The following is a 22433-nucleotide window of genomic DNA, read 5'->3' on the forward strand; positions in this document are numbered from 1 at the left end:
TAATTAATCCTCCAACTCCCAAAAGAACTTGTAATCATCAATACCCATACTTCCACCCGGTGTGGATATAAGAAACTGAAGTAATGGTAGAATAATACTAGCTACTTTTGCAATTGCGCGAATATTCTTATGCTTGATTTTTTGTATTACATTCGGTATCAAAACCGTGTTATAAATCATAAAGTAAAAAGACATTCTTTCAAATAATGAAATCTCCAATGCAAAAAAGTAAATAATGAAATTTAGGCATGAGAGTAAAAATAGCATAGACATTATTCTCGGTTCATCTTCATTATCCAAGTCACTTGCTCTTGGCCATAAAAGCAAACAAGCTAATGGAATGGCCATAACTACTATTATTAGTAACGGATTTACATAAGCAACATCTAACATATATCTTGTATATTTTTCAGGAATGATTTGCATAATTAGCGATGCAATAAAACCTCTACAAACAAATAACAAACTACAAAAAACGTATATAATAAAACCAGTTCTCTTATTTATTCTAATTTTCCTTAAAAAGAAAACTAATAAAAAAACTAATGAAGAATTATGAAAGAAATATGCTACCAGTATAAAAATAAAAAATAGTAAGTTCTTATTTCTCATTAAATAAATAAATGCGAATATGGTTAAGGATATTGCCATTGTCTGCCTTAGACCGGTCATTGTCATAGCAAAGATTCCGATTGTTACATGCAAATAAAAACTCATTAGTATATTCTTAGAATGGAGGCGGTACAAAGTAGAAACAGAAATTACAACAATAGCTGAAATAATTCCTAGATATGATTGAAAACTTAAGTCGAGTTTTTTTATTACAAAATTAAAATACGAATATCCGAGTTCTGTTGGTCTTAATAGATATTCTAAATAGTATTTTGCATTTTCATATTCATTAGAATACGCAAGAGTATCAGTTCCTACTGTCTCCCCTTTTAAAGCCATTACTAAAAACAAGCTAACGCCTGCAGAAATGGTAAATAATTTACTGTTATATTTTAAACTTAGCCGACTATTTACATTAACAAGAAAAGCAATAAATCCCCAATATGACAAAAGAGTCATATACACAATCATAGAACCACCCAATTTTCTACAGTATTAACCTAACATCATCAACCCAATTTTCTATATTAAAAGTATCCGAATTAAAACAATACTCTTTCATCCCTTCGATTTGTTCCTGTTTCAAGGATAAAATCATAATAAATTTATCTAAATCAATATTTTCCTTATTTATATCTAGGAAATATCCATTCTTTCCTTCAACAAGGTATTTCTGAAGATCACTAGTATTTGTTGCTATTACAGGCACACCACAAGTTATACTTTCAGTGAACTTTGTTGGAAATCCAGCCTTAGTTGTCCTATTATCATCTCTAATTAGCAAAGAAAAGTCAGCTTGATTTACCATTTTCTGTACATCAGAATTACTTCTTCTACCATGAAATATTATTTGATTTTCTAGTTCATTTAACATTTGAGAATCGTCTGGTAATACTTCTAAATATTGTTCTTTTGTAATGCCGTAAATATCAAAATGAAAATTAATAATCCCTTTCTTAAAAGATTTATACAATAGTAATATTGCAAGATCTAATCTATCCTTTGCCAATTTTCTATTTTTTAAAGGTTTTCCCAATCTAAAAGGAACACCCGCATAAATTAATTTTATAATATGGTTATTTTCATATCCTTTTACATAATTTGAATGATTCTTCAATTTAGAATTAATTAGTGTAGGTATTACAATTGTGTTTTTACCATTATAATATTGAGCCAAATAATCACTTACTACGATTAGTGAATCAACCTTCCTATTTATGACCTTCATTCTAATGGTTGTATCTAAGTATTTTAAAGTTTTGAAAAATATATTCCCTTCATTTCCTCCATACCACTCTGAACAATCTGATATTATTTTTATCTTGTTTTTCTTGCAATATCTTCTTATTCTTTCAAAAGCAACAGATTGATAGTTATAGCAGATAACAGCTTCTATATCATTGTATTTACTAACAACCTTAGAAAAGAGGTCAGTACTAGTTAAATACTTCATCCATTCCTTGTTATTTTTAGGATAAGGTACGCCCCAACATGTAAACCCTTCATATTCTTGTTTACTAATTTTTATATCATCATCAAAGGTAATATTTTTATCTATTCCAATTAAAACAATAGAATACCCAGATTTCCTTAATATTTTTGCATTTGCCATTACTCTATTTGCAGCTGCATTTTTGTCAGGAAGCTCAAAACCTCCAATGTAAATAATTGTCCCTTTCCTCATTTAAGTTAAATCTCCTTTTATTTAGGAAGTTTATATAAGTTAATTATTTATTTTCTTTTCCTTATATTTTTGATTAATAAAAATCCTATTTAATATTGACTCATTACTAGTTCTAGCAATTAGCTAATTTGTTTAATTCTACTAATATATGCTTGTACAACTATATTTCTATCAAATTCTTTTTCAATCTTCAATCTGGAATTCAATCCCATTCGGGCTCTATCTTCATAAGAAAGATTAATAAATTTCTCAATCTTATCAACTAAATGGTTGGTGTCTTTAGGTGCAAAAGTATAGCCATTATATGATTCTTCTATTGTCTCTCTGCATCCAGGAATATTGGAGGCAATTAAAACTCTACCTGTTGCAGCTGTTTCAAGTAAAACATTTGATAATCCTTCCCCACCATGGGAAGGTTGAATTATACAATGTGCTTCCTCAATAAAAGGTCTCACATTAGATTGATAACCATAATAGTTTATATACCCCTCTTTTTCATAGAGGGTAATTTTATCATTATAATGCGGTTGTGATTTTTCGACATAACCTATTAAATTAAATCTAGTATTAGGATATTTATCTTTTATTATTTTCGCAGCTTCTAAATACTGGTCGATTCCTTTGTCCTTCATTATTCTACCAATAAAAATAAATGTTAATATATTATCATTTGGAAATTCGCGAAAGGTATATTCTTTTAAATTTACTCCTGAACCTGGTATTAGCATATAATTGCCTTTTATAATGTTACCTTCTAAAAGAGTACTCATATCTGCTGTATTTTGAAAAAATACAGTATAAGATTTTTTTAAGCTCAATTTATACATAAATGCTAGAAATGACTTTAATAGTGACTTTTTACTAAAACCACTTCCCAAACCTGTAATTGTATTAATACAAGGGATATTTAACAATCTACAAGCCACCCCCCCATAAAGGTTGGGTTTAATTGTGTATGCCAATACCACATCTGGTTTAACCATGATAAGGATTCGAATATAGTGCAATATTAGCTTAAAATCAGTAATCGGATTTGTGCCTCTTCCATCTACATTTGTTTCTATAAACTTACATCCCCAGTCAACCATTTTTGGCACTTTATCATCATCTTTAGGCAAAGAGATGAAAACCTCATATCCATTTTTCAATAATTCTTTAACAAATTCTTTGCGAAAGTTATATATAACGAACCCATGATTTCCTAACAATAGTACTTTTTTCATCCTAGAGATTTTAATCACCCATCTTTTCACTCAATAATATCTAATAAATTATGAACTCTACTTTACTAATTATCCATTTATTAAGGTAGTAACCTCTCTTTTGTATCGGAGTTGTTATGTTTAACTTTATGGACCCCTTCCTTAACACCATCTGATTTCAAAACCTTTATTATAGTTAATAAAAAAATTTTAAAATCTAATAGAAAAGATATGTTTTTTACATATTCTCCGTCTAGAGATGCCTTTTCTTTAAACGAGACAAGGTCTCTACCACTTATCTGTGCTAGTCCTGTTAACCCTGGCTTTATGCTATAAACGCCGTTTTTATCTCTTTCCATATATAAGTCATATTCTTTCTTGATTATAGGTCTTGGCCCTATAATACTCATTTCACCTTTTATAATATTAATGATTTGAGGAAGTTCATCTAAACTTGTTTTTCGCAAAAATTTCCCAACTTTTGTAATGTAGGTATCAGGATTTTCCAGCATCCATGTAGGACTATTCTTTGGTGCATCAGTTCTCATTGTTCTGAACTTATATATATAAAATTGTACTTTATTTGTCCCAACTCGCAGTTGTTTAAACAATATCGGACCTTTTGAATCAAACTTTATAAATATAATAATTAATAAAAAAACCGGTGATAATAACAGTAAACCTGTAATCGAAAGAATTAGATCAATTATTCTTTTTATATACCTTTTATAAATCATTAAATCGCCGCCCCAAAATAACATAAAAATATTAAGGTGTATCAATTATAATAGTTACTTCAATCTAAATTGTGGCTATAGAATTCAAAGTATTCCATTTGACCTTTTCTGTTTCTACTAGTTTATCCATTAATTCTAGAAGGTCATTTCTAAGAGTAGGGTCTTGTAAAGCAAATTCAATGGTAGTCTTTACAAAGCCAAATTTTTCGCCAACATCATAACGCTTTCCTTCGAAATCATATGCAAATACTTTTTGAATTTCATTTAGCTTCTGAATAGCGTCTGTTAATTGGACTTCCCCACCAGCTCCTTTTTCCTGACGGTCTAGAAACATAAAAATTTCTGGAGTTAATATATATCTACCCATAATTGCTAGGTTAGATGGTGCAGTACCTGGTTTTGGTTTTTCTACAAAGTTGCTAACCTGATAACGTCGTCCTTCTTGTGAAGATGGATCGATAATCCCATAACGATGTGTATCAGAATCTACCACTGTCTGAACTCCAATTACCGAAGAGAAAGTATCCTCATATTGATTGATTAACTGTTTTAAGCATGGCGTATCACTTTGAACAATATCATCACCTAATAAAACAGCAAATGGTTCATTTCCAATAAAGTTACGGGCACACCAAACGGCATGTCCAAGTCCTTTTGGTTCTTTTTGACGAATATAGTGGATATCTGCTAGATTTGTAGCATATTTCACTTTATCTAAAATATCGAATTTTTCCTTTTCTATTAGATTCTGTTCAAGCTCCATTGCATTGTCAAAATGATCCTCGATTGCTCTTTTCCCTTTACCAGTAACAATAATGATATCCTCAATACCGGAAGCAACAGCTTCTTCTACTATATACTGGATAGTAGGCTTATCTACAATTGGCAGCATTTCCTTTGGCATTGCCTTTGTTGCCGGTAAAAATCTTGTTCCCAGTCCAGCAGCGGGAATAATTGCCTTTCTAACTCTTTGCACTATTTGTTCCCCCCTCTTTTATTTTTATCGTTTATATAAACATTTTTCAAAAAAATAAATACTTAATGGAAATTCAAGCATTAACGTGAGCTTAACCTTTCATTAAGTATCTATTGTTTTTTATAGTCTAGCATCTAACTCGTCCTCACATCATGCTTTTGACAATATGCTTCAAGGAAGGGAAGAGATTTCTCCTCCCCCACAGCCAGATCGAGTGCTCCCATGGATATCGGACAGGAAACCTCGCCGTTCAGGTTTTATGCCTGATAAATGTACGGTCATTGCTGATCAGCCCTATCGACTTATTACCTTAAAATAGGTTGAATAACTTTTTCCTTTTAATACGTTCTGGGTCTTCTTTGTAAACTTCCTTACCCTCTAAGGCAAGAGCAGCATTTTCTTCAAAGTAGTAGACCATATCGATCCCATACTTTTTATTAATAGTGCTCAAGGCTTCTCTCATTTTACAAGTACGGCTTGTGATATTATGAGCATCAGATGCAATAAAATGAGTTAAGTTTGCTTCAATCATTTGAAATGAAAAGTTCTTGATTTTCTTGCCAAAGTCTCCACATACACTAGATGCTGTGACTTGAGTCAATGCACCTTTTTCAACTAACTTGTAGATCACATCTGGTCTTTCAATAATCTCCTGATTCCGTTCAGGATGAACTATTACTGGTACTAGACCTTTCATTTGCAGGTCATAAAATAACTTTTCAGTATACCTCGGCACATGGTTCGATGGAAATTCTACAAGGACATACGGAGTATGATTCACAGTGAGGATGTCTCCTAGCTCGTATCCTTCGAGCATTTCGCCATGAATTCGTACTTCTTGCCCCGGTATGATCTCTAAATCTAGCTTCTCTAAGCGAATGGCCTCATTTAATTCTTTCACTCTATCAATAATAAGCTGCTTTGGATTCTCATAGCGGCTATTCATATGATGTGGCGTCGCCACAATAGTATGAATTCCTTGTTCAACAGCCTTTTTCGCCATATTTATACTATCAGAAAGAGACTGCGCCCCATCATCAACACCCGGTAATATATGACAATGTATATCAATCATGGACAACACTCTCTTCTTTAAAATACTATTGTTAGTTTTCATTATTTGTTATTTCGGTTAACTTTTTGTTCCGTAATAATAGTAGTAATCATTACTTTTCATTTCTTTATTATTCAGAACTACACCCAACATCTTACTTTGGGCATTTACTAGCAATTCTTTCGCTTTTTTTGCAGGTTCAATTTCAGTTTTGCCACTAGAGACTACAAAAATTGATCCATCCACCTTATTCGCAATAATCTGCGGGTCTGCAACCGCTAATAGTGGCGGTGTATCAAAGATGACATAATCAAATAGTTCTTTTGCTTCTTCAATGAATTGTTCCATAGATTTTGAGCTCAAAAGCTCCGCTGGGTTTGGTGGAATCGGTCCGCTTGTTAGAATATATAAATCCTTCTCTTCTGTTTCATGGACCGTTTTTATAAGTGTTGCTTGCTTGGTTAACACGGTTGTAAAACCAAATAAGTTATTAATTCCGAACGTACGATGAGCAGTCGGTTTACGAAGGTCAGCATCTACTAGCAATACCTTTTTTCCAAGCTGAGCAAAGACAACAGCTAGGTTTGCTGCCGAAGTTGACTTTCCTTCACCGGGTCCTGAAGAAGTAACCATGATCGTATGGATCTCATTATCAATAGAGGAATATTGAATGTTCGTTCGAATCGTTCTGTATTGCTCTGAAATCGGCGACTTCGGATCTAATGAAGCTATTAGCTTCCTAGCTGGATCTATTATTCTTACCGTTTTATTTTTCTTAAACGCCAACACTCTCACCTCTTCCTGTCGCTCTGTTTTTTGCAGTTCTACGTTTTTTTAATTCTTCCATTTTTTGGTTATCCATTGTTGCGATTACTCCTAGAACTGGAAGACCTAATATCTTTTCAATATCCTGTTCAGTTTTTACAGTGTTATCGAAGTATTCAAGTAAAAACGCAAGACCTACGGATGCCATAAAACCTACAACAATTGCAATAGCCACATTTAATAATGGCTGCGGTTTGATTGGTGATTGTTTCTCTGCTACAGTAGCTTTTGCAAGAACACTAACATTATCTACATTCATAATCTTTGATATTTCAGCTTGGAAAACTTCAGCCGTTTTATTAGCAATATTTGCAGCCGTTTTAGCACTTTCATCTTGAACGGAAATGTTAACAACCTGGGAATCCTTTTCGCTACCTACAGTGATTTTTTCATTTAATTGTGTAGCAGTAATATCTAGCTTTAATTCATCCACAACCTTGTCTAGAATAGCTGGACTTTTAATGATTACATTATAGGTATTAATTAATTGAAGGTTAGTTTGAACTTCACTAGGACTATAGATTGATTGCTCACTCTTTGCTTGGTTAATAAGAATTTGTGTCGAAGTCTGGTAGATTGGGGTTAGGAAAAAGTAACTAACGACTCCGCTTACTAAACCAGCTGTCATCGTAATCAGTATAATCATAACGAGTCGTTTCTTTAACGTCTCTAGTAATTCTTTTAAACTAATTGTTTCTTCCATTAGAGATCCTCCTGTTTAATATCTGCAATCAAAGCAAATAGTATTATACCATTTTCACCTGTCGAAATTTGTCACTTTGTGGTGAGTGGTGGATATTTATTTAACCTTTGTCATTTTAACATGATTTTTGTAGAATAAAAGTAGTTATAACTTGGAAATAAATTTACAAATGAAAAATTGTAGTAATTTGTAAATCACCTAAACAATAATATCATATCTTTTGTAAAAATTTGTAGTTTTTTAGAAGATGGAAGTAATTTCTATATAAGACTTTTTTCACAATTGATAGAAAATATCACGTTTCCAACTAGTCCTATCGTCACGCGCACTCGAATACATTTCACTAATAATTTGTAAAAATTGTAGTTTTTTTGAAATAGAGTCCATTTCTTTTATATATTTTTGCTATACTAATAGAAGAATTGCATTTGGGGGTAAATTCATGAAGTATTTTCTTACTGCCCTTTGGGCCTTTATATGTATCGGTGTTCTAGCCTATAGTCATCTCAGTTGGAATAAGCAAACATCCGTTCAGGCAGTTATATCTGAACCTGAAACGAAAGACAAGCAAGAGTCTATTGAAGGAACCATTGATCATAAATATATCGAACTGGCTGGGAACTGGCCAAAATCTGCTATTGATAAACTTACACTTTCTTTAAAAGAAGGTAATCCATATAAAATTCTCTTTGTTGGGTCAACCACAAGTGAATGGGAGAACGTTGTTTCAACTAGTATTACTGATAGTTTCGGTAGCGAACGAGTCACTAATGAGCTTCTTACCTACGATTTAACTTCAGAAGAGTTTGTTGCTGAGAATAAGCAGCTAGAGATAGCTGCAAAAGGCGCCCAGCTTATTGTCATTGAACCGTTCCTATTGAACGACAATGGAGTAGTTACCATAGATGTTACTTTAGCAAACTTAACAAAGATAATCGAAGATATTAAGGCTGACAATCCAGGTACTACCTTCCTATTGCAACCTTCATACCCAATATATCTTCCTAAGTATTATTCCACACAGATAGAAGAATTAAAGGCATATGCAAAGGAAAATAATATAACCTATCTTGATCATTGGACAGCATGGCCATCAACAGACAACCTTGAAATAAAGGAATATTTAGATGAACAGCAAAGTGGTCCGAGTGAGAAGGGCTATCAGGTTTGGGCACAGTATCTTGTTGAATATTTTGTAAACAAATAAGGCAAACTAGCGATACGCTAGTTTGCCTTTCTTCTATATTATTGAACCTTCATTTTCATTAGGTCGATTTTCAAATCTTCTATTAATTTTGCAACTGTAACACCCTGATCACTTAAACCTCGATCATAAGCTTTCTTAACAATGTAAAAGAATTCGTCTGGCGAAAACTCTTCTTTACTCTTACTACCCATTCGGCAAATTTCTCCTTTCTTCTATTAATCTCTTGCCTATTCTACTAAACTTCTCAAATTTTGTAAATCAATTGTAAGCAATTGTAAAGTAGAAATATTTGTGTAATTTTATTAATAGAATTAAGAACTTTTTCTGCTGGTAATAACATTCTTCTATCTTTCTACCTAGATTTTTGGTATTCTATTTTTTAGATGTTAAAAAAAATGTCATTTTTTCGGAGGTAATCTCAATTGAGATCTAATAATAAAAAAGGTAAGAAGTGGTTGAAGGTCACCGGAATTATTCTTCTTGTGTTATTGATTGCTGGTGGCGCCTATGGATTCACAGTATACAATTCCTTTAAAAATGCTGTAGATACGATGCATGAGCCAATCGAACGCAAACAATCTGAAAAACGTCCCGAGCCTGTAGAATTGGTTGAAAAGGATCCATTCTCTGTTTTAATGCTTGGTGTTGATTCACAAAGTGACAAAGGACGCACAGATACGATTATTGTCCTTACCGTTAACCCAAATACAAACTCTGCTAAAATGCTTAGTATCCCACGTGATACACGTACTGAAATAATTGGTAAAGGATATGACGATAAAATCAACCATGCCCATGCCTTTGGCGGTGTTGAAATGGCGATGGATACGGTTGAAAACTTCCTTGATATCCCTATTGATTATTATATGAAGGTGAATATGGAAGGGTTTAAGGATATCGTCAACGCTGTTGGTGGTGTTACCGTCACAAACAGTCTCGATTTTACTGAAGCTGGTAACCATTATCCTGTTGGTGAAATTACCTTAACTGGTGATGAAGCCTTACCTTACGTTAGAATGCGTAAACAAGACCCAAATGGAGACTTCGGTCGCAACACAAGACAACGTCAGGTCATACAGGCTGTTATTAAAGAAGGCGCTAGTATTTCAAGCTTAACGAACTTCTCTGATATCTTCCAAGCAATTGGTAAGAATGTCAAGACCAACTTAACCTTTGATCAAATGGTAGACATTCAAAAGAACTACAAAACGGTTGGAAGTAACATTCAACAAATGGAAATCAAAGGTGCAGGCACAAAAATTAATGGAATCTATTACCTACAAATTCCTCAAGATGAACAACTACGTGTTCAAAATGAGTTAAAAGCACAATTAGAGTTAAATAATGCAAATACAACTGCTCAAAACTGATTGGGACTTCCAATCAGTTTTTTATTTATCAGTAAAAGCTATTCATTTCTTCTGGTAATTTTTATAGTTGAGGATTTTTATCATCAAATTAGCCGATCTCTCGAAATGTCAGAATAGTGTTTATAATGTCTGTTGTTTGATATTTACATAGCATTTGTTGCAAACTATATACTATAAACTGAAAAGGGCGGGACTAGTATATGAAAAAGGTACGTAAAGCGATTATTCCGGCAGCAGGTTTAGGAACACGGTTCTTACCCGCTACTAAGGCAATGCCAAAGGAAATGCTACCCATTGTTGATAAACCAACGATCCAATATATTGTCGAGGAAGCTGTCGCTTCAGGGATTGAAGATATCATTATTGTTACAGGTAGATCTAAACGTGCAATAGAAGATCACTTCGACTTTGCTTTGGAATTGGAGCAGAATTTAATAGAAAAAGGGAAAACCGATTTACTAGATAAAGTTCAATATTCCTCTAACTTGGCGGACATTCACTATATCCGTCAAAAGGAACCAAAGGGGCTTGGACATGCTGTCTGGTGTGCTCGAAATTTCATCGGGGATGAGCCGTTTGCTGTGCTCTTAGGTGATGATATTGTCCAAAGTAACACACCTTGCTTGCGCCAATTAATTGATGAGTATGAAACGACCCATTCTTCCGTCATTGGTGTTCAACAGGTGCCTGATAACGAAACCCACCGCTATGGGATTATCGATCCACTGATTCAAACCGGACGACGCTACCAGGTGAATAACTTTGTCGAGAAACCAGCACCCGGAACCGCCCCATCCAACTTAGCGATTATAGGTCGTTATATCCTAACACCCGAAATCTTTATGTTTTTAGACAACCAAGAGACCGGGGCTGGCGGCGAAATTCAACTAACCGATGCCATTCAGAAGTTAAACAGCATTCAACGAGTTTTTGCTTTTGACTTTGAAGGCAAGCGCTATGATGTTGGTGAAAAGATTGGTTTTGTGAAAACCACTGTTGAGTTTGCCTTACAGGATGAAGAGCTGCGTGAAGATGTGCTAGCATTTTTACAAGAACTAGTTGGGAAGGATGCTGGTCTTAGATTAATGGAAAAGAAAAGCTGATACTTTATAGGTTTTCCCCATAGGAGTATCAGCTTTTTTTATTATTCACATTTGATTACCGTCTTTTTAAGGATAACCCTAGTTGGCAGCCGTATTAGTTTACCTTCTTGGTGGCAAATATACTTCTACGGGCATTTATAGGCTGATTAATTACCTTCTTTCATGGAAATCAAATACGGCGGGCACTAATAGAGCTTATTAGTTACCGCTAGAACCCGTCATTCACCAAATTGGTAACTAATCCTCCCCATTAGTTCCCGCTAATTACTGCTATTTCTCTGTGGCAGGCACTACTCCATAGAAAAGAGCCCCACTTTGAAAAAGCGGGGCTCCGTTCTTCATTCTATTACTTTAAAACTTCATTTAGAGACGTTGGGTTAACTCCTCCACCAACTTGATAAACTTGTTTAAAATGCTTTCCAGCCAAAACTTGTTGTTGTTCTGGAAACAGTCCTACAGTTGTTGATATCAAAAGAACAGGTGAGCCAAGTTTGGCTGCTAATGGTCCTGCTGTTAGGGCATCAACTAGGTTCTCGGTTTCTGATTTAGTTACCAGAATGGAAGATAATTCTGCATCAGAATAGAACTTGCTGATGACCTTTGCATTCGTTTCATGACGAGTTAAGCCGCTTAGGCGGTTGTTGCGAATATCCGCAGATGTTACCTCGTCAACTTGATTGAGAATCGAAGGTGCGACAATCTCTTCGCCACCGATAACATAAGCATTCGGTAACTTTTCATTTTTCAACCATGTTAAGGTCGCATCAGGTATAGTCGTTTTCTCTACTAGAATAATTGGCTGCTTTGTCATACCCGCCTGTGCGGCAATGGATAAAGCATCTGGCTCTCCCCAGCCATAGGCCACATAAATTGTGTTGACATCCACCAATTTATTCAGTTCCTTCGCAATTAACAGCGAGGTATCTTTTCGGGTCGAGCCACCAATTCGAGTGACTGTATATCCTTTTGTTCTAAGTGTCTTTTCGACCTTAGAAGAAATAACGCCTTCCCCGCCAATTAAAACAATCTCTTTTGCATTTAGGCGAGTGATTTCATCCAATGTTGATTGTGGAATGGAATCGGTTGCTGTTAATAGAATTGGCGCATTTTTCGCTGTTGCTAACGGAGTGGATGTTAATCCGTCGACAATCGCAAAGCCATTTACTAACAGCACGCTCTCCGCAGTATTCCAGCCTGTTTGCGAAACCTTTACGGCTGTTTCATATCTGGTATCACCGATTAGTGGTACCAGAGTTGGTTTTTCTGTAGCCGTAGCTTTTACTGTTAAAGTGGTACCTTCACTCACATTTCCAGCTGCATCCGCTGCTGTAATCACTAAGTTCACACCACCCTTTTGAACAGGGATGGTCACGGTGAATTTCCCGTCCTCACCTGCTGTACCAATGCCAATTGCTGCTCCATTTACTTTTACTTCCACTTTGGAGACTGCTTCTGCCTGGCCTGTTACAGATGTGGCCTTATCGGTTACTTCATTTACTGTCGGCTTGGCTGGCGGGGTGACATCTTTTACCACTACTTTCACAGCCGCACTCACATTTCCAGCTTCATCTGTAGCGGTAACCTCTAATTCTGTTCCCGCTTTTTGAACCGGGATTGTGACAGTAAATGCTCCATCTGCTCCAGCTGTCGCACTGCCAAGCACCGTTCCATTACCTTTTACTTCTACATTAGAACCAGCTTCAGCTTTTCCTGTTACAGAAGTATCCTTGTCAGTTACTTCATTTACAGCTGGCTGGTCAGATGCCGTAGCGTCTTTTACTACCACTTTCGCTGCCACACTAATATTTCCAGCTTGGTCTGTAGCGGTAACCTCTAATTCTGTTCCCGCTTTTTGAACTGGGATTGTGACAGTAAACGCTCCATCTGCTCCAGCGGTCGCACTGCCAAGCACGTTTCCATTACCTTTTACTTCTACTTTAGAACCGGCTTCTGCTTTCCCTGTTACAGAAGTTTCCTTATCAGTTACTTCATTTACAGTTGGTTGTTCAGGTGCGGTTACGTCTTTTACTATCACTTTCACGGCCTCACTTACATTTCCGGCCTCGTCAGTAGCGGTAACCTCTATTTCCGTTCCTGCTTTTTGAACTGGGATGGTGACAGTAAATGCCCCATCTGCTCCAGCCGTCGCACTGCCAAGCAGTGTTCCATTCCCTTTTACTTCTATTTTAGAACCTGCTTCAGCTTTCCCTGTTACAGAAGTATCCTTGTCAGTTACTTCATTTACAGTTGGTTGTTCAGGTGCGGTTGCGTCTTTCACTACCACTTTCACCGCTGCACTTACATTCCCGGCATCGTCAGTAGCGGTAACCTCTATTTCTGTTCCTGCTTTTTGAACTGGGATGGTGACGGTAAATGCCCCATCTGCTCCGGCTGTTGCACCGCCAAGCACCGTTCCATTCCCTTTTACTTCTACTTTAGCATTCGCTTGTGTTTGACCAGTTACGGTTGTATCCTTATCAGTTACCTCATTAACCGCCATCGGCAATTCTATCGGTGCTTTTACCACTTGAAGCTTTTCGGAAATCGTTTTCTGATCCCAATTTCCAGCATTGTCTTCTACGTCATAGGACAATGTCCAGGCACCTATTGGGTCGGCAGCTGTTACGGTATACGTTCCAATCCATAGCTTTTCTTGCTCGTTATAAACTAAATCAATAAACCTATAGGCTCTTTCATCATCGGCATTATAAGAATCCGCTGAATCTGGGTTAAACAGAACTAAGCTAGCATTCTTAACGCCTGAATGATTATCAGCGAAATTAACCTTAAAGGTTACCTCATCTCCCGCCGATGCCTCTTCAGGTGAAAGGGTGATACTTTCAAATACTGGTGCTTGATGATCCGGATTGTCATTTAAGATGAGCAGGCTTTGAGCTGCATAATAGAACTCGAGGTTTCCAGCATGATCCTCTATATCTACACTGACGGAATGGAATCCTAATCCGGCATAAGCTGGTATGACATAATCGGCTGTCCATACTTGGTTACCCTCATCAAATGTCATGTTAATCGGATAAACACTGGCACTCGAATTACCATACAAATAGATACTGGCCGATTTCACACCAGATTTATCATCAGCAAGCTTTGCCTCAAAATGGACCGTATCTCCCGGCTTTGCAGTCGTTGGAGTCATAACAAAGGAATCAACCGTTGGTGTCGCACCATCTCCGCCATCAGGGTTATCGATGACGAATTGGGATTCTTCCTCAATACTTCCACTATTGCCTGCATCGTCAAACGCTGTTACATTCACATGCCAGCTGCCTGGCAGATCAAATTCTTTTACTTCATATGTCCCTTCCCACTTTTTCGTTTCAGGATTTAATACGAGTGAGATAGATTCATATTTTTCATAATTAGGAGATTCAAAGCTAGCATAAACACCGTATACACTGCTATTGTCGTCAGAAACATCAGCCACAATTTTGACTGTATCCCCAACTTTAGCATCTGCAGGTGTTATTTCGACTGTTTTGACAACCGGTCCTGTTACATCCGCATTTGGATTATCAATGGTCAAGGTTTGCTCAGGATAAGAATCCTGACTGTTTCCATTATTGTCTTCTGTACTTACGATAACAGCGTACTTACCTGGATGATCATTTGCTTTAACCGTGTAGCTTCCTACCCATAGGCCAGAGTTTTGATCAAAGACTAACTCTACGTCTTTGAAACCCAATCCTCCATTAGTAAGGGATAGCATAACACGTTTAACTCCTGTTTTATCATCTGTTACTTTCGCTTTAATTTGTACTTTCTCCCCAACTTTTGCAGTAGAAGATGTCACTTCCAAGCTTTCCACCACTGGTGCTGTATAATCACCATCTGTGTTATGAACTAGGAAAGAACCTGGATACCAAAATGGATCTGAAATATTCCCTTTTTTGTCAACGGCATCAACATAATTAATGTTAATCACTGCGCCATCTGGGATATTCGTTGGAACGGTAATGGTTCCGACATATTTTCCAAGGCTGTTGTCGTATTTTAAAATAATGGATTCATTTAGGGCATAGTTTGCAAGGACATATGCTACACCTGACTCTACGTCTTCAACTGTAGCTATGATGGTTACTTGCTCACCGGCATTAACCTCTGCCTTATCAAGTTCAACCGCAGAAATGACAGGTCCTGTAAAATCACCTTCAGTATTGATGACCGTAAAGCCACCTTCTGCATCTTCAGAATGATAATTGGAGGACGTATCGTATGCGGAAACTGTAACCGTATAGAAACCAGGAGTGGTTGTGCTTTGTACCTCAAATTGGCCAGACCACTGGTCATTACCTGCGTCATTGCTCATTGGCACATATTCATATCCATCTTGACCGTATGCCGTTGCATATACCTCGTCTAAGCCTACATTATCACTAACATCCGCTGTAATCGTAACACGATCACCAAGCTGGACGTCTCCCTGTGGGGTCACTTGAATATTTGAAATGATTGGAGCGTCAAAATCTCCATTATCATTGATTACTTCGAAGGCTCCAAAAATTTCTTTGAAACCACTGTTTCCAGCCTGATCAGCCGCGTAAATAACAACATTCCACACGCCAGAATAGAAACTTGGTTCGATTATGAAATCAATGACCCATTCTTTCGTTGCTTCATCAAGAACTCCTTTGGCACTGTATACATATCCCGGTGAGTCCACATGTGCGAATTCCGCATAGACACTGCTTACACCGGATTTGTCATCAGTTACTGGAACTCTGACTTGTACCGTGTCACCTGGTGAAGCAGAAGCTGGTGAAATCGCTGGTTCACCAATCGTAGGGTTCGTATAGTCAGAAAAAGGATTGGTTAATTGTAGTTCCTCTTGAAGTGTTACCCAATCAAAATTTCCTGCGACATCAAACATCTCAATGTCAATAAACCATTTGCCTGACCTATCACTTTCATTAAAGGTATGACTTACGGACCATTCCCCTTTCGATGCATCGAAGGTTAGCGGTAAATAATAATTACCTGTACTATCTGCTGTGTAGACATAGGCATACACAGAATCCACTGCGGTATTATCATTCACTTTTGCCGTAATGGTAACGGGCTCATTAGCCCCCACAGATAAAGGATTAACGGAAGCCCCCGCTAAAGTTGGAAATTCTGTGTCTCCATTCGGATTCGTGACTTGAAGCGTATCCGTTGCTGCACCGAATGAGTAATTCCCTGCAGCGTCATATAAATCAAAATCTATTATCCAGGTACCTTCTTGGTCGAATTCCTTGATCGTATATGTACCCATCCATTCTCCTTCCTCGAACACTAGAGGGAGGATTTTGTAGCCAATTCCATCTGGTAGATTCAAATATGCATTTACCTCTGCTACTCCACTAACATCATCGGAAACTTGAGCTGTGATTGTAATGATGTCCCCCACTTCTGCTGAGGTTGGACTGACAGTCGCACTCTCCAGGACGGGTCCAAAGTAGTCTTCTACGAATGCTGCATTAGCTTCAGATGATACTGTCTTAGAAGTACCTCTCTCCACCTTTACTGATTGTGGAGTTTGTGCTTGATTACCCTCTGCCAAAGCACCACTTGGAAGAGCTAATAATAAGCACAAAATACTCATAATGATAGACCTTTTTCTCAATTATAGCCCTCCTTATTTTGATAGCCTATTCAAAACTGCTCCTCCTTTGCTACTATTTATAGGCATTATATACCACATTAAAGGCCTATACTACACAATTGACTAAATATTATTAATATTCCAAAAATATATTGTTTTACGACATATAGGACTCGTTATCGACAGCAAGTATCACTACCAAGTAAGTATTACTAAAGAATTAAACCAAGAGAACCGTCCCCATGGCACCAATTTCAAGAAAGCTTCTTCAGTTCGCTGACCACTTTTGCAATTCGTTTTTCCTTTTGGAATCGGTAGATTTCGAAGTATTCATCGCCAATATTATTATGAATTTCTTTTTCTATTATTTCTTTTTGCATAGTGGAAATGATCCCATCCACCTGTGTCTTTGTACTTTCTTCATAGTCGTTGTAAATAGTCAGATATTTTCCTTCTAGTCTTGAAACATCCTGATTTCGCTCCTTCTTTGCCTTGTACTCTTTTTGAGCTTGAGCGATTAATTCAGTAAGTCTTTTCTCAGCTATTTGATTCACCTTATCCCATTCTGGTTTGTACATTTTCTTGATATCTTCTATCATTTCTTCCTGTTTTTCTACCACTGCGCTCGCCTTTTGATTTAGGGGTGTGCCCTCGATATCGACTTTTGGATTCGCTGTATTGGCTGCCTGATCTGCAACAATCTTTCCTCCGCTGCTTGTCCTTTGCACCGTTTCTTCTGTTTTTTGACCTCCGCTTGCGGTCTCTTTTTTATCCTTATTCATGACTAGTAAAAGCGTCGTACCCACCACCACCACGACACCTGCTGTAAGGATCCAGTACTTTTTCATCTTTTCCCTCCTATGTTTCTATTTCATTAAATGTATGAAAACAAAGTAGTCTTACATCCTATGGGGATTTATGGTCCCTGATTAAAATAGGAGATTTAGATCATTAAAACATACCTTCTGGGTCAATAGTACTTTTATTATATAGTGGTAGTAACCGAAAAATTACCTCCTTTTGTGCTGTCAAAAGAACACTTTCGTTTTTCAAAAAGTGACAATTTCCTATTAAACTGGGATGATATTACTTTTTTCGCATGAATAAGGCTATGTTTGTAACTTTATATACCGTTTTAAAGGAAATTCATGGTAGAATATGTGTAATATACCAGATTGATAGAGGTGAGCTGTAAAATGAAGAAAACAATCGTTCGAGCGGTTTCGACTGCTGCCTTTCTTTCGACAGTATATGCTGGCTCCGCATACGCCAGTACGCATACAGTTGAAAAGGGAGATTCCCTATGGAAAATTGCAAATAAATATCAAACTACTGTTTCAGACTTAAAGAGCTTGAATAACTTAAATTCTGATTTTCTTCAAGTGAATCAAAAGCTGAAGGTTTCTGGTGAAGCTGTTGCAGAACCACTAAAAACAGTTACTAGTACATCCACTACTTCAACTACTACGTATGTAGTCAAAAACGGCGACTATCTCGGTAAAATCGCCAAGCAATTTAGCACGACCGTATCTGCACTGAAATCACTGAATGGGTTGAATTCAGACAGGATTTATGTGGGACAAACACTAAAGGTTTCAGGAAAAGCGAGTGCAGCTCCAACACCACCGCCAGCCCAGACTCCCGTTACTCCACCTGCTGATTCTTCTGTCTATACCGTTGTAAGTGGTGATACTTTAGGAAAAATCGGCTTACAGTATAAAATGAGTGTGGCAGATTTAAAGAAGCTTAACGGTTTGAATTCGGATAGGATATATGTGGGACAAAAATTGAAGGTTACAGGGAAGGCAGCAGAGGTCACTCCGACTCCGACTCCAACTCCAACGCAGCCCGTAGCACCGCCAGTCCAGCTTGAGAAAACGACGGAATATACGGTAAAAAGCGGAGATACATTAGGTAAGATCGGTTTGCAATATAAAATGACCGTGCAGAAGTTAAAAGAAATCAACGGTTTGAATTCGGACAGGATTTATGTTGGTCAAAAGCTGAAGGTTTCTGGTGAGGCAGCGGTCGTTACTCCTACTCAGCCTGTTGAACCAGTCGGAGAATTTGCAACTAACTTTATCAATGTAGCAAAAAGCGTTATGGGTACACCTTATGTTTGGGGTGGATCCACTTTAAATGGCTTTGATTGCAGCGGCTTTATCTATTATGCTGCGAATAAGGCCGGCTACAAAATCGGCCGTTATTCTGCTGCGGGATATTATAGCCGTACATACTATGTCGATCAGCCAAAACCAGGCGACTTGGTCTTTTTCGAAAATACATATAAACAAGGAATCTCTCACCTCGGCATCTATCTTGGCAACAACGAATTTCTCCATGCCGATGAGAAAAGGGGAGTCTCGATCGCTAACCTAAGCAACCCTTACTACACCGCTCACTTCGACGGATTTAAACGATTCTATTAATACCTTAAGCCAGGCAAATTGCCTGGCTTTTTTACGTGCATGGTGTCCATGTTGGCACGTAAATTGGAAATTTGGCACGTAAATCTATAATTCGGCACATAAACTATTAATTTGGCACGTAAACTACTAATGTGGCACGTAAACTACTAATGTGGCACATAAATCTGAAATTTGGCACGTAAGCTATGGTCAAATCTTATAGGATGCATAAATGCGCTCAAAAATGATGGGAGCTTTTATTCATCCTTGATTCTAGAACCACATCTTATGCATTTCCTTTAAGAACTTATCTGTAATCGGAAAACCAGAGCTCACGCCAATCACCGAATCAATCCAGCAATAAGGGCAGAGCGCTGTGTCATCATCGTCCACCCACTCCGTAATCTCAGCAGGACTAAAAATTTTCAAGCAATGGAAGCACCCACATACCTGGTCCCTTTCTAAATCCTTTCGGTGCCTACTGGTAAACTGTTGTGCTTCTCTAAATTGATTTTCCAATTTTGAATTCCCCTTTTTAAACGATGCAGGTTAAGAACTAGTTTGTGCAGGTAGAATGGTTAATTAGGCAGGTAAACTAATCTTCTATGCAGATAGAGCAACATTTTTTGCAGGTAAGAAGGTTTTGCTGAAAGATGGTATCTTGAAAACAGACTTCTTCTAAGAATTGAGGCCACATTTCAATCCTTTTTCCCCATTTGATTACCTTTGCCAAGCTGCCGCCTGGCTTTTTCAGAATATGACTTGTCTAAGTGACTAGTTCGCAGGTGAAGGACTAGTTTATGCAGGTAGAATAGTTAATTAGGCAGGTAAACTAACCATTTATGCAGATAGAGCAACATTTTTTGCAGGTATAAAGGTTTTCCTATAAGAAGGTATTATAAAATCCTTCCTCGGCGAAGAATTTAGGCTCCACTACAATCCTTTTTCCCCATTTGATTACCTGTGCCAGGCTGCCGCCTGACTTTTTCAGAATACGACTTGTCTAAGTGACTAGTTCGCAGGTGAAGGACTAGTTTATGCAGGTAGAATAGTTTATTAGGCAGGTAAACTAACCTTCTATGCAGATAGAGAGTCTGTTTTGGCAGGTAAGAAAAAATCATCTAAACTTGCTTCTTCTACCCTTCTTTGCTGGCTCCACCTGATTTGCTATCTCTTGCGCTTTTTTTTGCATGAACATGAAGAAATCGGTAATCACCTTCGATAGGACGATAACAATGATATAGGTCAAGAACAGGTGAAAGTAATTTGCCCATGAGTTGAATTTGAACAAATGATGCATGACAAAGATAGGTTTTAGAATAAATGAGAGAAACAAACTTAATAACAGTGTATAAATGTAATAATTTTTATTATGTTTTGTCGTCCATTGGTACACCAATATGAACAATACCGGGACCAGTGAGGCGTCCAATCCGACACTGTGGGAGATAAAGGGAATCATTTTATAAGGATATGTCCAAAGCGCTTGAGTTGTACCAAAATCATCAAAGTAGGTAAACCAAACATGTACATTAAATCCATAAAAGCCTAACTGGAATGCCCTTTTCCAGTCCATTGCACAAAGAAGAATGATTAGCGGGGTCACAAACATAATCACATGAAACCAAAATTGCCACGTATCAAAGGCAGAAAACTCCTGCCAATAATGCAGCCATTGCTTTGCTCCCTCACGTTGTTCTTTAATTAACTTATTTAAAGCCTCAGTTTGAGCACTCATAGGAACCCCTGCCTTGATAGTATTTTCCATCTTAAATTGCCCAAAATTTATGGAAAAAAATTGTCAAAAGAAAGATTTTATTTTGGGACGATGATTATTTGACAGCATTTAGGGTGATTAAAGTAAAATGGAACGTAAAGAGGAGGAATGGAAGTGGAGAAATTCGGGATATACGGTAAGTTGATTGCAAAAGAGGGCGAACGGGAAAGGCTGACAACTATTCTTTTAGAAGCCGCGGAATCAATGCAGAACCTAGATGAATGTGAGTTATATCTTGTTAGCGTGGCACCTGAAGATCCTAACTCTGTGTATGTTTATGAGGTGTGGAGCAGCGAGAGCGCCCATCAAGGCTCACTAACACTGGAATCCACACAAACCCTGATTCAGCGGGCGAAACCGATCCTTGCTGGAATGGAAAGGATATCGACGCTTGTTCCTAGAGGCGGAAAAGGAATGTAAGCAGGTGTTGCAGAACAATCATTGTTCCGCGATTTTTTGTAGGTTTAATTGCTTTACCATTGACGAAACTAACGTATTTAATGGATTGATAATCGAGATAGAAGTTTCATGCTCCACCTGCTGTGCCGCCGCTACCATCGATAATTGAGCAACTGACAGGCCGTGGATGCTATCCAGCTGCTTTATGTAATCGCAAACCGCCTTTTGGTACTCCTTATTTTTCCCACTCATAATTAATTCAAAGGTATTTTCTATAATCTTAACCTCGATATCCACCGTTTTCTGATGTTTTTTTGCATATTGTTCTAGCCTGGACATCGTTCCATGTACCGTGTCAGGGTTCGTAAATAGAATGGTCTGAGGCTGCTGGGTCTTGCAAAGGGCCTCAAAGTACGGCTCATCAATCTTGATGATAGGTATGTTAACCTCAATTTGCTTCAGTAATGCAATATAGTTCGTACATGTGATGAGAATGGCATCCACTCCAGATTGAGCAATCCATTCTATTTGATCCTTCACTTTCTTCTCCGCCTCAGATATTTGGTCGTTTTTCAGCCGATATATTAACCCCGGGTCAACGTAATGACTTAACTCGAGGTCATAAGGTGAAAACGCGCTTTCGATATAGTCGATATTGGAATAATGCGCATGCAGGCAGCCAATTTTCTTTTTCAAACATTTCTCCCCCTTTTCAAAACCCCATTATTAAGGACTAATCCTTCTATTAGCTCGACCGATTTGTCCTCAAGAGCC

At 37.4% G+C, this 22433-nt stretch carries 19 protein-coding genes; 5 read left to right on the forward strand and 14 right to left on the reverse strand.

Translation table 11 applies throughout. The annotated features are described in order from the left end of the window. Positions 1-3: 3 nt before the first annotated feature. From QNH48_RS28695 to QNH48_RS28730, 8 genes are all read right to left on the reverse strand, one after another. Positions 4-1095 carry an EpsG family protein gene (locus tag QNH48_RS28695; RefSeq protein ID WP_283953039.1) on the reverse strand — a complete coding sequence of 364 codons (1092 nt, stop codon included), beginning with the start codon at positions 1093-1095 and terminating at the stop codon, positions 4-6. 4 nt (positions 1096-1099) lie between these two features. Continuing rightward, positions 1100-2296 carry a glycosyltransferase gene (locus QNH48_RS28700; RefSeq protein ID WP_283953040.1) on the reverse strand — a complete coding sequence of 399 codons (1197 nt, stop codon included), beginning with the start codon at positions 2294-2296 and terminating at the stop codon, positions 1100-1102. A gap of 119 nt (positions 2297-2415) precedes the next feature. Continuing rightward, positions 2416-3519, reverse strand: coding sequence for a glycosyltransferase family 4 protein (locus QNH48_RS28705; RefSeq protein ID WP_283953041.1), 1104 nt, complete (start codon positions 3517-3519; stop codon positions 2416-2418). 80 nt (positions 3520-3599) lie between these two features. Beyond that, on the reverse strand, positions 3600-4235 hold the full coding sequence (locus QNH48_RS28710; protein ID WP_283953042.1) for a sugar transferase: 636 nt from the start codon (positions 4233-4235) through the stop codon (positions 3600-3602). A 64-nt stretch (positions 4236-4299) separates the two neighbouring features. After that, on the reverse strand, positions 4300-5211 hold the full coding sequence (galU, locus tag QNH48_RS28715) for a UTP--glucose-1-phosphate uridylyltransferase GalU (protein ID WP_283953043.1): 912 nt from the start codon (positions 5209-5211) through the stop codon (positions 4300-4302). 310 nt (positions 5212-5521) lie between these two features. Beyond that, the gene (locus QNH48_RS28720; protein WP_283955907.1) at positions 5522-6286 is read right to left on the reverse strand and encodes a tyrosine-protein phosphatase; all 765 of its coding nucleotides are present in this window, start codon (positions 6284-6286) and stop codon (positions 5522-5524) included. A 57-nt stretch (positions 6287-6343) separates the two neighbouring features. Continuing rightward, positions 6344-7051, reverse strand: coding sequence for a CpsD/CapB family tyrosine-protein kinase (locus QNH48_RS28725; protein WP_283953044.1), 708 nt, complete (start codon positions 7049-7051; stop codon positions 6344-6346). Beyond that, positions 7041-7793, reverse strand: coding sequence for a YveK family protein (locus tag QNH48_RS28730; protein WP_283953045.1), 753 nt, complete (start codon positions 7791-7793; stop codon positions 7041-7043). Before QNH48_RS28730 ends, QNH48_RS28725 begins: the two co-directional genes overlap by 11 nt. A gap of 442 nt (positions 7794-8235) precedes the next feature. Between QNH48_RS28730 and QNH48_RS28735 the strand changes: the two genes are divergently transcribed. After that, positions 8236-9000 (forward strand): SGNH/GDSL hydrolase family protein, encoded by a 765-nt coding sequence (locus QNH48_RS28735; RefSeq protein ID WP_283953046.1) that lies wholly within the window; start codon positions 8236-8238, stop codon positions 8998-9000. A gap of 38 nt (positions 9001-9038) precedes the next feature. Here QNH48_RS28735 and QNH48_RS28740 read toward each other — a convergent pair whose 3' ends face one another. Then, the gene (locus tag QNH48_RS28740; RefSeq protein WP_283953047.1) at positions 9039-9191 is read right to left on the reverse strand and encodes a YwzD family small protein; all 153 of its coding nucleotides are present in this window, start codon (positions 9189-9191) and stop codon (positions 9039-9041) included. A gap of 231 nt (positions 9192-9422) precedes the next feature. Between QNH48_RS28740 and tagU the strand changes: the two genes are divergently transcribed. Further along, positions 9423-10370: a polyisoprenyl-teichoic acid--peptidoglycan teichoic acid transferase TagU gene (gene tagU, locus QNH48_RS28745; RefSeq protein WP_283953048.1), complete on the forward strand. Its 948-nt coding sequence runs from the start codon at positions 9423-9425 to the stop codon at positions 10368-10370. A gap of 200 nt (positions 10371-10570) precedes the next feature. Beyond that, positions 10571-11473 (forward strand): UTP--glucose-1-phosphate uridylyltransferase GalU, encoded by a 903-nt coding sequence (gene galU, locus QNH48_RS28750; protein WP_283953049.1) that lies wholly within the window; start codon positions 10571-10573, stop codon positions 11471-11473. A gap of 346 nt (positions 11474-11819) precedes the next feature. On the opposite strand, the gene QNH48_RS28755 is transcribed toward galU (QNH48_RS28750), so the two are convergent. After that, complete coding sequence (locus QNH48_RS28755) at positions 11820-17096, reverse strand: Ig-like domain-containing protein (RefSeq protein ID WP_283953050.1); 5277 nt, start codon at positions 17094-17096, stop codon at positions 11820-11822. A gap of 233 nt (positions 17097-17329) precedes the next feature. Further along, entirely contained in the window at positions 17330-17923 is a 594-nt protein-coding gene (locus tag QNH48_RS28760; protein ID WP_283953051.1) for a hypothetical protein, read from the reverse strand. A 348-nt stretch (positions 17924-18271) separates the two neighbouring features. Here QNH48_RS28760 and QNH48_RS28765 point away from each other — a divergent pair, with 348 nt between their 5' ends. Beyond that, positions 18272-19504 (forward strand): C40 family peptidase, encoded by a 1233-nt coding sequence (locus tag QNH48_RS28765; RefSeq protein ID WP_283953052.1) that lies wholly within the window; start codon positions 18272-18274, stop codon positions 19502-19504. A 252-nt stretch (positions 19505-19756) separates the two neighbouring features. Here the strand turns inward: QNH48_RS28765 and QNH48_RS28770 are convergent, their stop codons facing one another. Together QNH48_RS28770 and QNH48_RS28775 are read right to left on the reverse strand one after the other, a co-directional pair. Next, positions 19757-20002 (reverse strand): cytoplasmic protein, encoded by a 246-nt coding sequence (locus tag QNH48_RS28770; protein WP_283953053.1) that lies wholly within the window; start codon positions 20000-20002, stop codon positions 19757-19759. 598 nt (positions 20003-20600) lie between these two features. Then, positions 20601-21221 (reverse strand): CBO0543 family protein, encoded by a 621-nt coding sequence (locus QNH48_RS28775; RefSeq protein ID WP_283953054.1) that lies wholly within the window; start codon positions 21219-21221, stop codon positions 20601-20603. 153 nt (positions 21222-21374) lie between these two features. On the opposite strand from QNH48_RS28775, the gene QNH48_RS28780 reads away from it, so the two are divergent. Further along, the gene (locus QNH48_RS28780) at positions 21375-21680 is read left to right on the forward strand and encodes a putative quinol monooxygenase (protein ID WP_283953055.1); all 306 of its coding nucleotides are present in this window, start codon (positions 21375-21377) and stop codon (positions 21678-21680) included. Between the two features lie 18 nt (positions 21681-21698). Here the strand turns inward: QNH48_RS28780 and QNH48_RS28785 are convergent, their stop codons facing one another. Continuing rightward, positions 21699-22355: a hypothetical protein gene (locus QNH48_RS28785; RefSeq protein WP_283953056.1), complete on the reverse strand. Its 657-nt coding sequence runs from the start codon at positions 22353-22355 to the stop codon at positions 21699-21701. Positions 22356-22433 lie beyond the last annotated feature (78 nt).

Source organism: Neobacillus sp. YX16, assembly GCF_030123505.1.
Taxonomy (GTDB): domain Bacteria; phylum Bacillota; class Bacilli; order Bacillales; family Cytobacillaceae; genus Neobacillus.